Source organism: Paraburkholderia phenoliruptrix (assembly GCF_902859825.1).
Lineage (GTDB): Bacteria > Pseudomonadota > Gammaproteobacteria > Burkholderiales > Burkholderiaceae > Paraburkholderia > Paraburkholderia phenoliruptrix.
This window is the reverse complement of sequence record NZ_CADIKB010000019.1, coordinates 105,866-119,799: the sequence shown is the minus strand read 5'-3', so window position 1 is coordinate 119,799 and position 13,934 is coordinate 105,866. Positions and strand designations below refer to the sequence as shown.

9 protein-coding genes are annotated in these 13,934 nt (G+C 63.5%); 6 read left to right on the top strand and 3 right to left on the bottom strand.

Annotation, left to right across the window (positions count from 1 at the left end):
• Positions 1 to 193: 193 nt before the first annotated feature.
• The 3 genes from aspT to HV711_RS19345 all read left to right on the top strand — a co-directional run bounded on the left by aspT (position 194) and on the right by HV711_RS19345 (position 5,035).
• On the top strand, positions 194 to 1,876 hold the full coding sequence (gene aspT / locus HV711_RS19355) for an aspartate-alanine antiporter (RefSeq protein WP_035486022.1): 1,683 nt from the start codon (positions 194 to 196) through the stop codon (positions 1,874 to 1,876).
• A 91-nt stretch (positions 1,877 to 1,967) separates the two neighbouring features.
• Positions 1,968 to 3,632 carry a bifunctional aspartate transaminase/aspartate 4-decarboxylase gene (locus HV711_RS19350; protein WP_013587221.1) on the top strand — a complete coding sequence of 555 codons (1,665 nt, stop codon included), beginning with the start codon at positions 1,968 to 1,970 and terminating at the stop codon, positions 3,630 to 3,632.
• Between the two features lie 179 nt (positions 3,633 to 3,811).
• Positions 3,812 to 5,035 (top strand): pyridoxal-phosphate-dependent aminotransferase family protein, encoded by a 1,224-nt coding sequence (locus tag HV711_RS19345; protein WP_035486020.1) that lies wholly within the window; start codon positions 3,812 to 3,814, stop codon positions 5,033 to 5,035.
• A gap of 775 nt (positions 5,036 to 5,810) precedes the next feature.
• Here HV711_RS19345 and HV711_RS19340 read toward each other — a convergent pair.
• On the bottom strand, positions 5,811 to 7,022 hold the full coding sequence (locus tag HV711_RS19340) for an MFS transporter (protein ID WP_035486018.1): 1,212 nt from the start codon (positions 7,020 to 7,022) through the stop codon (positions 5,811 to 5,813).
• A gap of 394 nt (positions 7,023 to 7,416) precedes the next feature.
• Here HV711_RS19340 and xdhA point away from each other — a divergent pair, with 394 nt between their 5' ends.
• The 3 genes from xdhA to xdhC are packed head-to-tail and all read left to right on the top strand — an operon-like array spanning position 7,417 to position 11,989.
• The gene (xdhA, locus tag HV711_RS19335; protein WP_035486016.1) at positions 7,417 to 8,970 is read left to right on the top strand and encodes a xanthine dehydrogenase small subunit; all 1,554 of its coding nucleotides are present in this window, start codon (positions 7,417 to 7,419) and stop codon (positions 8,968 to 8,970) included.
• Between the two features lie 45 nt (positions 8,971 to 9,015).
• Positions 9,016 to 11,382 carry a xanthine dehydrogenase molybdopterin binding subunit gene (gene xdhB, locus HV711_RS19330; protein WP_035486014.1) on the top strand — a complete coding sequence of 789 codons (2,367 nt, stop codon included), beginning with the start codon at positions 9,016 to 9,018 and terminating at the stop codon, positions 11,380 to 11,382.
• A gap of 13 nt (positions 11,383 to 11,395) precedes the next feature.
• Positions 11,396 to 11,989, top strand: a complete 594-nt coding sequence (gene xdhC / locus HV711_RS19325) for a xanthine dehydrogenase accessory protein XdhC (protein WP_035486011.1) — start codon at positions 11,396 to 11,398, stop codon at positions 11,987 to 11,989.
• 75 nt (positions 11,990 to 12,064) lie between these two features.
• Here the strand turns inward: xdhC and HV711_RS19320 are convergent, their stop codons facing one another.
• Both HV711_RS19320 and HV711_RS19315 read right to left on the bottom strand, forming a co-directional pair.
• A complete protein-coding gene (locus tag HV711_RS19320; protein ID WP_028362738.1) occupies positions 12,065 to 13,018 on the bottom strand; it encodes a LysR family transcriptional regulator in 954 nt (317 codons plus the stop codon).
• 193 nt (positions 13,019 to 13,211) lie between these two features.
• A complete protein-coding gene (locus HV711_RS19315) occupies positions 13,212 to 13,856 on the bottom strand; it encodes a 2-hydroxychromene-2-carboxylate isomerase (RefSeq protein ID WP_035486008.1) in 645 nt (214 codons plus the stop codon).
• Positions 13,857 to 13,934: the final 78 nt, after the last annotated feature.

The window sequence follows — 13,934 nt, the reverse complement described above, 5'->3', positions numbered from 1 at the left end:
CCGCCCTGAAGCGTTCGCCCTCGAAATCCAACATTGACCATGATCGCAAGGTCGCATAATCTATGCCGCACCCGCCGTCCCAACCTTCAACTGTCTGTGGGACATTGCCAGTCCGACGTCGGCCAACGGCAGCGCCTGCGTGTGGCCGACCACGCATATCGATTAGTACAACAAACGAAACAACGAGGACATGATGGACTGGCTACATCACATCTTTCAGAAATCTCCTGAAATCGCGCTGTTTTTATCGCTGGCAGCAGGTTACTTCATCGGCCAGATCAACTTCGGCAAATTTCAGTTAGGCGGCGTCGGCGGCTCGTTGCTGGCGGCCGTGGTCATTAGTCAGGCTGGTGTCACGATCGATAACGGCGTCAAGGCGGTCATGTTCGCCGTGTTTATCTACGCAGTCGGTTACGACTCCGGGCCGGGCTTTTTCAATTCGCTCAACCGCAAGACGCTGCGCGAGATCGCCATGGCGGTCTTTCTTGCGGTCACGGCATTGATCACCGTGGTGGTCTGCGCGAAGCTGTTCCATCTGAACAAGGGACTCGCCGCCGGGCTGGCGGGCGGCGCGCTGACGCAATCCGCGATCATCGGCACCGCAGGCGATGCCATCGCGCGCCTCGGGCTGCCCGCCGACGAGGTCAAGTCCCTCCAATCCGACGTCGCGATTGCGTACGCCGTGACCTATGTGTTCGGCTCGCTCGGCGCCATCATCGTGTGCGTGAACGTGCTGCCGAAGTTCATGGGGCAGAGCCTGCGCGATGCATCGGTCGAAGCCGAACGCGACCTCGCGCCGGGCGGGCCGTCCCGCGCGCCCGGACAGCTTGTAGCGTTACCCGAACTGGTGGGGCGCGCGTACCGGATCGACTTCAGCGCCGGCAAGACCGTCAAAGAGGTGGAGACGCTGCATCGCGACCTGCTGACCATCGAGCGCGTCAAGCGGGGCGGCCACGCGCTGGACCCGACGCCCGATCTGCAGCTCGCGCCCGACGACGTCGTGCTGGTGGTGGGCCGCCGCGAAGCCGTGGTCGATTTCGGCGCAAACGGCAGCGAGGTGGCCGGCATCGGCGACCTGGGCGTCGTCATGCAAACACGCGAAGGCGTGTTCACGCGCAAAGGCATGAATCACACGACGATTGCGGCCGCGCGCGAACTCGTCGATCGCGACATGCGCCACGGCGTGTATATCCAGAGCGTGTCGCGTGCCGGCCAGCCGCTGCCGCTGCTGCCCGAGACGAAGCTCGAACATGGCGACGTCATCACCTTCTACGGATCGCCGAAGGACACGAAGCGCGCGGTGGAAGCCGCCGGCTACGAATTGCCGTACTCCAACAAGACGGATTTCATCTACATGGGCGCGGGTCTCGTGCTCGGGCTCTTGATCGGGCTGATCGTCGTCGACGTCGGCGGCGTTCCGCTCACGCTCGGCTCAGGCGGAGGCTGCCTGCTTGCCGGCCTGCTGTTCGGCTGGATGCGCGGCAAGCATCCGATGTATGGCGTCATGCCCACGGCGGCGTCGCAGTTGCTGAAGGACTTCGGACTCGCGGCCTTCGTCGCCGTGGTCGGCCTGAATTCCGGCTTGCAGGCTGTGGTGACGGTCAGGCAAAGCGGCATGACGATCTTCCTGCTCGGTGTGTTCGTCACGCTCTTTCCGCTTCTCCTCACGATGCTGTTCGGCCGCTACGTGCTCCGCTACAACAACGCGGCCATCCTGGCGGGTGCGCTCACGGGCTCGCGCAGTGCCAATCCGGCGTTCGGCGGCGTGCTCGACAAGGCCGAGAGCGCGGTGCCTACCGTGCCGTTCGCGATCACGTATGCCATCGCAAACGTCGCCTTGACGCTGCTCGGGCCGCTCGTCGTCGGACTCGTCTAGAAAACGCATCGCATCTTTTCTTCGCGCGGGCCGGGGCGTCGTTCGCCGATGCCCGGTCGCGCCTTTCATCTGGCTCATCGGAGAACGCATCATGGCAAAACAGAATGGCGGCACCACGCATGCAGACATGGCTCAACCGGGTCTTGCAGCGCTCAGCCCGTTTGAGTTGAAGGACGAACTCATCAAGGCGGCGGGCGGCGGTGTCGTGGAGCGTCCGGCCAACATGGCGATGCTCAACGCAGGACGCGGCAATCCGAATTTTCTCGCGACGATTCCGCGTCACGGTTTCTGGCAGCTCGGTCTCTTTGCGATGCGCGAGTCGGAGCGCTCGTTCGCTTACATGCCGGAGGGCGTTGGCGGATTTCCACGGCGCGAGGGCCTCGAGGAGCGCTTCGACCTGTTCCTGCGCGAAAACCGCGGCGTGCCGGGAATCGACTTTTTGCGCGGCGCGGTGTCGTATGTGCGCGATCAATTGGGACTGTCCGCGGGCGACTTTCTGTATGAGATGTGCGAGGGGATTCTGGCATCGAACTATCCGGTGCCCGATAGAATGCTTAAGCTATCCGAAGTAATTGTCGGACAGTACCTGCGTCGCGAGATGATCGGTCAACATCCGTTCGTCGGCGAGTTCGACGTATTCGCCGTGGAGGGCGGTACCGCGGCCATGACGTATATTTTCAACACGCTGCGCGAGAATCACCTCATCAGGACGGGCGATACGATTGCGCTCGGCATGCCGATCTTTACGCCGTACATCGAGATCCCGCGGCTGAACGACTATCAGCTGAACGTAGTGAATCTCGAAGCCGACGTCGCAAACGGCTGGCAGTATTCAAAACGCGAGCTCGACAAGCTGCGCGATCCGAAGGTGAAGGCGTTCTTTCTGGTCAACCCGAGCAATCCGCCTTCCGTGAAAATCGACGACGAAAGTCTTCAATACATTGCCGACATCGTAAAAGAGCGGCCCGATCTGATTCTCCTCACCGACGACGTGTACGGCACTTTCGCCGACAACTTCGTTTCGCTGTTCGCGCTGGCGCCGAAGAACACCATTCTCGTGTATTCGTATTCGAAGTACTTCGGCGCGACCGGCTGGCGCCTCGGCACGATTGCGACGCATCGCGACAATGTGCTCGACAGGTTGATCGCCGAATTGCCGGAGGACGTAAAAAGACAGCTGCACGAACGCTACGAGTCGATTACCACCGAGCCGGGCAAGCTCAGGTTCATCGACCGTCTGGTGGCGGACAGCCGCACCGTCGCGCTGAATCACACAGCGGGGCTGTCCACGCCGCAGCAGGTGCAAATGGTGCTGTTTTCGCTGTTCTCGCTGATGGACACGCCGGACGCCTACAAGAATGCGTTAAAGCGCCTGATCCGCAAGCGCAAGCAGGCGCTTTACGAAGAGGTCGGCATTTCATTCAAGGACGACGACCCGAATCAGGTGGACTACTACACTATTCTCGACGTGGAGTACCTCGGCGAGCGGGCGCATGGGCGGGAGTTCGTCGACTGGCTGCTGGACAACACCGAGCCTTCCGAACTGCTGTTTCGCCTCGCGCGCGAAGCGCGTGTCGTGCTGCTGCCCGGACGCGGCTTCGGCACGCAGCATCCGTCGGGCCGTGTGTCGCTCGCGAACCTCAACGAGTCCGATTACCGGCAGATCGGGCGGGCCATGCGCCGTCTGATCGAGGAATATGTCGAGCGTTTCAATGCGGCGACCGGGAAGAAACTCGACAAGAGCGCCGTGAAATGACGCTTGAGCAACCGTTGCCTGACTCGGCACGCGCAGCACGGTTGCACGAAGCATGGTCAAAAAACTTGCGCAATCGCGCGGATCAGTGAATCATCGAACGACGGCCTTGCCAGCATGACAGCTGACGAGGCCGTTGGCTCCTGTGCATTCCATCTTGCGCTTTCCTTCAAGTACCGATCATGCCGACTTCATCATTCAACGTTGCGTCCACTGCTGTGCCGTGCCCGGTTGTCGAATCGCTCGACGCCATTCTTCCCGAAGAGCCGTTGCTGATGATGGGCGCCGGTCCCGTGCCGATCCCCGCGGCCGTCGCGAAGGCCAACACGATCGTCATCAACCATTTGGGCGCGACGATGGTGAAGGTGATCAGCCAGGTGAAGACGATGGCGCGCTATGTGTTCCAGACGCATTCGAAATGGGTGCTGGGCGTCGCGGGCCCGGGCTCGGCCGCGATGGAAATGGCGATCTCCAATCTCGCCTGGGAAGGCACGCGCGTCCTGAGCATCAAGAATGGCTTCTTCAGCGGACGGATGGCCGAGATGGGCCGCCGCGTCGGTGCGCAGGTGAGCGTGCTGGAAGTGGCCGACAGGTCAGTGGCAACTCTCGAGCAGATCGCGGACGCGATTCGCCGCGAGCGCCCCGAGATCGTCACGATCGTGCAGGGCGAGACGTCGAATACGGTGTGGAATTATCAATTGAAGGACATCGCGGCGCTGGCGAAAGCGGCGGGCGCGCTCGTGATCGTCGACGCCGTCTGCACATTGAGCACAATGCCGCTCGCGATGGACGCGTGGGGTATCGACGCGGTCATCACCGGTGGGCAGAAGGGTTTGTCGTCGATTCCGGGTGTCTCGCTGATTGCGTTTTCCGATGCGGCGTGGGAGCGGGTGAAGGGACGGACGGCGCCGAACGCGCATTGGTGCCTGGACGCATCGCTTGCTGAGAACTTCTGGCACAACGCGGGGTATCACTACACGGCACCGGTGTCGGGCGTGCTCGCGCTGCACGAAGCGTTGCGGCTCGTATGCGCCGAGACGCTGGAGAAGCGTTTCGCGCGGCACTTGAAGTGTTCCGTGGCATTACAGGAGGGCGTGACGGCGCTCGGTCTGCAGTTGTATGCGCCGAAGGAGTACCGGTTGAATTCGGTGGTGGGGATCGAGGTGCCCCCGGGCTTGAGTCCGGGCGATGTCTGCGCGCATATTTCGCGGCAGCATCAGGTGGAGATTTCCGGGTCGTTCGGATTGCCGATTGTCCGTATTGGGCAGATGGGCGAGCAGTGCCGTGAGCATAATCTTTTCCGGACCGTGCATGCGTTGGGGCGGACGATGGTGGATCTTGGAGTGAAGGTGGATTTGCCTGCCGGCGTGGCGGCGTTGGAGAGGGGGTTGTCGGGGGGGAAGTGAGGGTTTGCTGGTTTTGTTGTTTTGATGTGTTGTTAACCCCCTTGGCCTTTCCTTGAGGTCACGGTGGTCTATTGGTGTTGCCCCTGTGCGGGGCGGCACCTACTTTCTTTGCATGCCGCAAAGAAAGTAGGCAAAGAAAGCGGCTTTACACCGCCAGCTTGTAAGTGGGTCCCCTGGCTTGGAGGGGGTAGTGGTGCATCTGGAATCTGTGTTTTCGCGCACTCCGCGCTAGTGACAAGGCAGTCATGCTTCCCGCCTCGCACTGCGTGCTCGCCGGAAGGGGCGGGCCCAGCCCAGTCGCTCGCGATTACGCGCGGTGGGGCCGTCGGCAGCGCCTCGGCGAGGTGCTGATGGGTTTTCGCGAGGCGGCGCTGGAATGTGGGAGCGCAATCGGCGCGCGTCCCGGTCAGGGACCGGCGCAACTGACATACAAAATGATCAGGAAACTAAACAGAAAGGGGAGCGGTTGAACGGAGGGTGGTGTTGAGAACGACCGCTGCGGCGCGCGCAGCGTCGCCAGAAGAATGACTGCCTTGTCACGGCGGTGGAATGTGCGAGGGCACGGATTCCAGATGCACCACTACCCCCTCCGAGCGAGGGACTCACTTATGAGCTGGCGGTGTGAGCCCGCTTTCTTTGCTTACTTTCTTTGCGGCGGCAAAGAAAGTAAGTGCCGCCCCGCACAGGGGCAACACTAATAGACCACCGTGGCCTCAAGGAAAGGCCAAGGGGTTTAACCACAAACAAACGCAGAAACCCAAAAACCCAGAAAACCTCAAAGCGCCGCAGGCATCTTCCCGACCCTCACATCGCGAACATAAAGAAACCCCGACAACACCACGGCCGCCGCAGCGGCCACAGCCGCAAACAAAAACACCGACCCATACCCGAACTCGCCGGCAATATACCCGGCCAGCGGCCCCGTAATCCCCAACGACAAATCCAGAAACACCGAATAAGCCGACAAAGCGGCCCCCCGGCTGGCCGGCGGCACGAGTCCTACCGCCTCGACGCCAAGCGCCGGGAAAACCAGTGCAAAACCAAAGCCGGTCAACGCAGCACCAGCAAGCGCGACATGCGGCTCAGGCGCGAGCCACAGCATCAGCAAGCCGACACATTCGAAGGAAAACGAAGCAATCGCGACGCGGAATCCGCCATACGTCTTGATCGTGTTGGCGAACAGCAGCCGCGCGCCGATGAACAGCGTGCCGAACACCGTCAGCGACAACGCCGCGTTCGGCCACTGCTTCGCTGCATAAAACAAGGTGATGAACGTCGCGATCGATCCAAAGCCGGCCGAGCCGAGCGCGAGGCCGATACCGTGCGGCAGCACCCGCGTGAACACGCTTCGGTACGACATCCGCTCGCCATGCACGACAGGCACAGCCGCCATCGACCGGGCGAGGTAGTAGCCGAGCGCCGCCAGCAGTATCACGAGAATGCCGAGCGCCGCAAAGCCGACCGTCCGCTCGATCGCGACGCCGAGCGGCGCGCCTACCGCCAGCGCGCCATATGTCGCGATGCCGTTCCACGAGATCACTCGCGCATTGTTGTTCGTGCCCACGCGGCCGATCCCCCACAGAATCGCACCCGTGCCGCACAGGCTTTCCCCGAAGCCGAGCACGAGCCGGCTGCAAACCAGCAGGGTGAGACTCGCCGCCGGCCAGCGCCCGCTCAACACCGCCAGCAACAACAGAACGCCGCTCGCGCCGCAGCCGAGCAAACCGATTGACACCGTGCGCTTCGGCCCGAGCGTGTCCGCGGAACGGCCGGCGAGCGGCCGCGAGGCCAGCGTCGCGAGGTACTGCACGCTGATCGCCGCGCCCGCGAGAACCGCGCTGTAGCCGAGGTCGCCGTGGACATAGCCGGGCAGCACGGCGAGCGGAATGCCTATCGTCAGGTAGCAAAGAAACGTGAAAAAGACGACCGGAATGATCTGCAGGGTCGTCGCGAATTCGCTGCGAGTTGTCGCTGTGTCGGTGGACATGGGGAAAACGAGACTTGAAAACGGCGGGAAGGCGTGATTTTCCCATGGAACCGATTCTCTTGCAGCGTTTGCTTAATAATCATCGGAAGTAAACCCGGCAAGGTGCCCCGATAGCACGGCCTTCGACGCTCGAAGGGGCGGCCTCTTTCGCCCCATTCCGTCGCGCGAGCACAACATGAAATGTCCGTAACGCATCGAAACTAGCAAAAATGCCTTGAACCTGCCACAGCAACATAAGCCCGCGCCCCGCAAAATCCATCTCGTTATCGCTTAACGAATATGTCCCGCATGCGATCCGGCCTATGGGTTGTATTTATTGACGGTGATAGTTTTCGAACCATCCCCGCGGTACTGCCAGCCGCACATGAGATTCGAGACATCGAGAGCACGAGACATGACTGAGCCGATTCGCTTCTACCACCGCAACGCGATCCGCGAAATCGCGGACGCGCCCGTCACCCGCACGGTCCTGCAGTACCTGCGCGAGGACGCGCACTGCACCGGCACCAAGGAAGGCTGTGCCGAAGGCGATTGCGGCGCGTGCACGGTCGTGGTCGGCGAACGCAACGAAGCAGGCGGCGTCGACTTCAAGGCGGTCAACGCCTGCATCCAGTTCCTGCCCACGCTCGACGGCAAGGCGCTTTTCACCGTCGAAGATCTGCGCCAGCCGGACGGCTCTCTGCATCCGGTGCAGGAAGCGATGGTCGAATGCCACGGCTCGCAATGCGGTTTCTGCACGCCGGGCTTTGTCATGTCGATGTGGTCGCTCTATGAAAAGCACGGCCACGAACAGGGCTGCGCGAACAGGACGGTGCCTTCGCGCGAAGACATCAGCAACGCGCTGACCGGCAACCTGTGCCGCTGCACCGGCTATCGACCGATCGTGGATGCGGCCGTGCGCATGTTCGAAACGCCCGCGCCCAAGGCGCCGGTCAATGTCGCCGCGCTGGCGGACACGCTCGCCACACTGCAACGCAACGACACGTTCCATTACGAACGCGCCGGCCAGCGCTTTCACGCACCGCGCACCGTGGAGGCGCTTGCGCACATCAAGGAGGCCGAGCCCGCCGTGCGCATTCTCGCGGGCAGCACGGACATCGGCCTGTGGGTGACGAAGCAGATGCGCGAACTGGGCAATGTGGTCTACGTCGGGCAGATCGCCGAATTGCAGAAGCTCGACACGCGCGGCGAATGGATCGAAATCGGCGCGGGCGTGACCGTCGAAAAAGCGTATGCGGAGATCGCGAAGCAGTATCCGGAAGTTACCGAGATGTGGCAACGCTTTGCTTCGCTGCCGATTCGTAACGCCGGCACGCTCGGCGGCAACATCGCGAACGGCTCGCCGATCGGCGATTCGATGCCCGGCCTCATCGCGCTCGGCGCGCGTGTGATCGTGCGCGGCGGCGCGACGGAGCGCGATATGCCGCTCGAGGACCTGTACCTCGCTTATCAGAAGAAAGATATGGCAGAGCACGAGTTCGTCGTCGGCGTGAAGGTGCCGACGCGCACCGGCGCGCGCGCGAAGCTGCAGTTCCGCACCTACAAGCTCTCCAAGCGTTTCGACTCCGACATTTCCGCCGTGTGCGCGGCATTCTCCTTTATCGCGGACGGCAAGCTGATTCGCGAGCCGCGCATTGCGTTCGGCGGCATGGCGGCGACGCCGAAGCGCGCCACGCACGCCGAGGCCGTGCTGCGCGACGCCGAATGGCACGAAGCCACCGCGCAGGCCGCGATGCTCGCGCTCGGCAACGACTACACGCCGCTCTCGGATATGCGCGCGACCAGCGACTATCGTCTGGAAGCGGCGAAAAACACCCTGTATCGCTTCTGGCTCGAAACACGCCCGAACAATCCGCTGCCGAAAAGCGCGCTCGACGTGCGCGCGGTCGCCGCGGCCCGTGCGCCTGCCGATGTGAATCGCGATGTCAATGCGGCCGCCGGCGCCTAAGGCGCAAGACGCGCGCGATCCACGAGGAATACGGAGAACTCAATAATGAATCAGCATGCCGAACCCTTCCTGAAAGATGCTCAGGCGCTCGACGACTTCACGCAGGTTCACGTGTCGCGTCCGCATGAATCCGCGCATCTGCACGTAAGCGGCCGCGCTACCTACACCGACGACATCCCGACGGTCGCCGGCACGCTGCACGCGGCGCTCGGCCTGTCGGCGAAAGCGCACGCGAAGATCGTGTCGATCTCGTTCGACAAAGTGCGCGCCACGCCCGGCGTGGTCGCGATCTTCACGGCCGACGACATTCCCGGCGCCAACGACGTCGCGCCGATCGTGCACGGCGACGATCCCATTCTCGCGGACGGCGTCGTGCAATACGTCGGCCAGCCGGTCTTCATCGTGGTGGCGACGTCGCATGAAACCGCGCGCCTCGCCGCGCGGCGCGCGGAAATCGTCTACGAGGAACTGCCGGCCATTTTGACCGCGCAGCAGGCGCGCGCCGCCAATCAGTCCGTGCTGCCGCCGATGAAGCTCGCGCGCGGCGAGGCCGGTACCAAGATTGCGCGCGCCGCGCATCGCGAGGCCGGCGAAATGCTGCTCGGCGGGCAGGAACAGTTTTATCTGGAGGGGCAAATTTCGTACGCCGTGCCGAAGGACGACGACGGCATGCACGTCTACTGTTCGACGCAGCATCCCACCGAAATGCAGCACCTCGTCGCGCACGCGCTCGGCATTGCATCGCACAACGTATTAATCGAATGCCGGCGAATGGGCGGCGGCTTCGGCGGCAAGGAATCGCAGTCGGGTCTGTTCGCATGCTGCGCGGCGCTCGCCGCATGGAAGCTGTTGTGCCCGGTCAAGCTGCGCCCCGACCGCGACGACGACATGATGGTCACCGGCAAGCGCCACGATTTTCACTACACCTATGAAGTCGGCTACGACGACAAGGGCGTGATTGAAGGCGTCGCCGTGGACATGACGTCGCGCTGCGGTTTCTCGGCGGACCTGTCAGGCCCCGTCATGACGCGTGCGCTGTGCCACTTCGACAACGCGTACTGGCTGTCGGATGTGTCCATCGACGGCTTTTGCGGTAAGACCAACACGCAGTCGAACACGGCGTTTCGCGGCTTCGGCGGACCGCAGGGCGCGTTCGCCATCGAATACATTCTGGACAACGTGGCGCGGGCCGTCGGCGAAGACGCGCTCGACGTGCGGCGCCGCAATCTGTATGGCAAGACCGAGCGCAATCAGACGCCGTATGGCCAGATCGTCGAAGACAACGTGATTCACGAACTGATCGACGAACTCGAAGCGACGAGCGGGTATCGCGCGCGCCGCGCGGCAATCGACGAATTCAACGCGAACAACGAGGTCCTGAAAAAGGGCCTCGCGCTCACGCCCGTCAAGTTCGGCATTGCGTTTAACGTTACGCACTTCAACCAGGCCGGCGCGCTCGTGCACATCTATACCGACGGCTCGGTGCTCGTGAACCACGGCGGCACCGAAATGGGCCAAGGCCTGAACACGAAGGTCGCGCAGGTCGTCGCGCATGAACTGGGTGTCGGCTTCAACCGGATTCGCGTGAGCGCAACCGATACGAGCAAGGTCGCGAACACGTCGGCCACGGCGGCGTCGACCGGCTCCGATCTGAACGGCAAGGCCGCGCAGGACGCCGCGCGTCAGCTTCGCGAGCGTCTCGCCGCGTTTGCCGCGGAGCGCTTCGGCGCGGGGGAGGTCAAGGCTTCGGACGTGCGCTTCGCGCATGATCGCGTGATAGTCGGCGAGGCGATCGTGCCGTTCGAGGAAGTGGTCGCGAAGGCTTATCTCGCGCGCATCCAGTTGTGGTCCGACGGCTTTTACGCGACGCCCAAGCTCTACTGGGATCAGGCGAAGCTGCAAGGCCGGCCGTTCTACTACTACTCATACGGCGCGGCCGTGTCCGAAGTCGTGATCGACACGCTGACGGGCGAAATGCGCGTGCTGCGCGCGGACGCGCTGCATGACGTGGGCGCGTCGCTGAATCCGGCGCTCGACATCGGCCAGGTGGAAGGCGCCTTCATTCAAGGCATGGGCTGGCTGACCACCGAAGAGCTGTGGTGGAACGCGGGCGGCAAACTCATGACGCACGCGCCGTCCACCTACAAGATCCCGACCGTCAACGATACGCCGCCGGTTTTCAACGTGCGCCTCTTCAAGAACCGCAACGCGGAGGACAGCATCCATCGTTCGAAGGCGACGGGCGAGCCGCCGCTGCTGTTGCCGTTCTCGGTGTTCTTTGCGATTCGCGATGCGGTGTCCGCAGTGGGCAATCACAAGGTGAATCCGCCGCTGAATGCGCCCGCGACGAGCGAGGAAATCCTCAAGGCGATCGCTGCGGTGCGCGCCGCGACGTCCGCCGCGCGGCACTAACAGAGAGATGGCGATGAGAGACTGCGGTTCTATCCAGATTGGCCGGCGCAGCGCGGGCGAGGCGCCGCGCGCGGCGCCGATGCACATCGTCTTGTTCGGCGCGGGACATGTTGGCCATGCGCTCGTGCGCCTGCTCGGGAATCTGCCGTGTGTGGTCCAGTGGGTCGATGAGCGCGACGAACTGTTCCCCGACGAAACGCCCGCCAACGTGCAGATCGAAGCCACCGACACGCCCGACGCGGTGGTCGATGCCGCGCCGCCCGGCGCCTGGTTTCTGGTGATGACGCATAACCACGCGCTCGATTTTTCGCTCGCGCTGCGCATCATGCGGCGGCGCGATTGCGCCTACTTCGGCATGATCGGTTCGAAGACGAAGCGGGTGAAGTTCGAGCGGCGCCTGCTCGAACGCGGCGTCGAGCTCGAGCGGCTCGAGCAGATGACGTGTCCGATCGGCATCGCGGGCATTGTGGATAAAGCGCCTGCGGCGATTGCCGTGGCGGTGTGCGCGGAATTGCTGCAGGTTCGCGGGCGGCGGCAAGCCGCGGCAGAGGCTGGGAGCACAGAGGCGGCGCGCCGACCGCCGACTCCGCTGACTTTTGACGTATAGCGGCGAACCCGCGTCGCTCGCTCGCGCCCGACGCCGTTCACGGCGCGCGCCCAAGTTCACCGTGGGCGCCGCCGCTCACCCCGCGCGCTTCGGGCGTCGCACCTTCTGCGCAACCAGCGCGTCCGACACCTGCGACATCAACGCACGCAGCCAGCCAAGATCGCTCGGCCGATCCGGCTGCGGATGCCACATCTGATAACACTTGATCCGCGGGAACGGAATGGGGGCCTCGACGACCGCGAGCGGCAGAATGCTCGCGTAGTGCGTCGCAAAGCGGCGCGTCGTCGTGAAGATCAGATCCGATTGCAGCAGCGTCTGCGGCACGAGGCCGAAGTAGGGCAGCGTGGCGACGATACGCCGCTCGGCCTTGGCGCGCGCGAAACCGATGTCGATTGCGCCGCCGCGTGCGCCGCTGTACGGCGTCGGCGCGAGATGCGGCGCGGCCAGATACGCCTCGCGCGTGAGCGGCGCGCGCGTCAGCGGATGATCCGCGCGCATCAGGCACACCACGGTGTCCGAAAACAGGTCGCTGCGCTCGAAGCGCGAATCCGGCTTCGGCCAGTTGCCGATCACGAGATCGAGCTCGCCTGCATCGAGCGCGGCACAATGGTCGAGCATCGGGTTCAATGAATCGATTTCGAGCCGCGCATGGGGCGCCGCCTCGCGAAACTGCGCGATCACGGTCGGCATGAAGAAGTCGTTCAGATAATCGGGCGCGGCCACGCGAAACGTGCGGCGCGAGCGGCCCGGGTCGAAGTCGCCATGCGGCGTCGCCACGAAATCGACCTCGCGCAGCACGCGTTGCGCAGAGGCCAGCAGCGACTCGCCATATTCGGTCGGCACCATGCCCGACTTGCCGCGCACGAGAATCGGGTCGTTCAGCGTTTCGCGCAGCTTGCGCAGCGCCGTGCTGATAGCGGGCTGCGTCTGATTCAGCCGCAGCGCGGTCTGCGTGACGCTGCGCTCGACCAGCAGCGTGCGCAGCACGCGCACGAGCCAGATATCGAGTGAGGCGGCGGTGTCGTCCATGGTCAGGAGGCAAGCGAAGGCGGTTCGGCGTCGCGCCTGGATCGCCTGAAGCACAGCCGCGCGCGAAAGCCCGGCAGCGCGGATAGGCAGGGCGCAAAGGTTATAACCTTAGGCCCGATTGCACTGCCGCCGCCATAGCGGGCGCGGTATGACCGGCATCAGCGGGCCTGGCGCGCGCCGCGGCGCCGCCAACTCAGGTCGGCGCCATACCAAAGGGCAAGGCGCTGATCCGCTTGACTTCGCTCGATTCCAGCCAGTTCGGCGTGCGCGCGCAGTACAGCACCATCGGCAGCGCGTCCTCGCCCCAGAACAGCTGGTCGTTCAGACGAAACGTCGGCACGCCGTAGACGCCGAGCCCGATTGCATCGGCGGTATTGCGCTGCAACTGGGCCTTCACCTCTTCGCTTTTGATGAGCTCGGGCCCGTCGGGCATGCCCACGCGCTCGCACAGTTCAGCGAACGCCGCTTCGTTCGAAGGATCGCGGCCCTCGCGCCAGATAAAGCGGAAGATCTCGCGCACGCACACCACGTCGGCCTGAGCGGCGGTGGCGAGCAGAAGCGGCTTCATCGAATCGAACGGATGAGCGGGCGGCATCTTGTACGGAATGCCCAGCTGCTCCGCGCGAAAGAGCGCGTGCCGGTACATGAAGGTACGCTTGGCCGGCACGCTGTACGCGGGCCGCTGCCCCCAGTGGCGATACAGGTCGTTCAGCACAACCGGCGTGAAGACGAAGTCGAAGCCCGGCCATTTGTCGTGTTGCTCGAGCAGCAGATACGTGAACGGCGAGACGAAATCGTAAAACCACAGCGGCTGCGCGGCGTCGATGCCAACGGTCATATATGTCTCCCGGATTGCCTGTCCGACGGAACAGCGGATGCCTCTGCCAGATCGTCGGAATTGTAATGATCTTACGCG

What these genes read in the sequence shown, in the direction of transcription:
- HV711_RS19320 (WP_028362738.1), bottom strand. Translation starts at nt 13,018, where the DNA reads ATGGACGACACCGCCGCCTCACTCGATATCTGGCTCGTGCGCGTGCTG.
- xdhB (WP_035486014.1), top strand. Translation starts at nt 9,016, where the DNA reads ATGAATCAGCATGCCGAACCCTTCCTGAAAGATGCTCAGGCGCTCGAC.
- HV711_RS19340 (WP_035486018.1), bottom strand. Translation starts at nt 7,022, where the DNA reads ATGTCCACCGACACAGCGACAACTCGCAGCGAATTCGCGACGACCCTG.
- xdhC (WP_035486011.1), top strand. Translation starts at nt 11,396, where the DNA reads ATGAGAGACTGCGGTTCTATCCAGATTGGCCGGCGCAGCGCGGGCGAG.
- HV711_RS19345 (WP_035486020.1), top strand. Translation starts at nt 3,812, where the DNA reads ATGCCGACTTCATCATTCAACGTTGCGTCCACTGCTGTGCCGTGCCCG.
- aspT (WP_035486022.1), top strand. Translation starts at nt 194, where the DNA reads ATGGACTGGCTACATCACATCTTTCAGAAATCTCCTGAAATCGCGCTG.
- HV711_RS19315 (WP_035486008.1), bottom strand. Translation starts at nt 13,856, where the DNA reads ATGACCGTTGGCATCGACGCCGCGCAGCCGCTGTGGTTTTACGATTTC.
- HV711_RS19350 (WP_013587221.1), top strand. Translation starts at nt 1,968, where the DNA reads ATGGCAAAACAGAATGGCGGCACCACGCATGCAGACATGGCTCAACCG.
- xdhA (WP_035486016.1), top strand. Translation starts at nt 7,417, where the DNA reads ATGACTGAGCCGATTCGCTTCTACCACCGCAACGCGATCCGCGAAATC.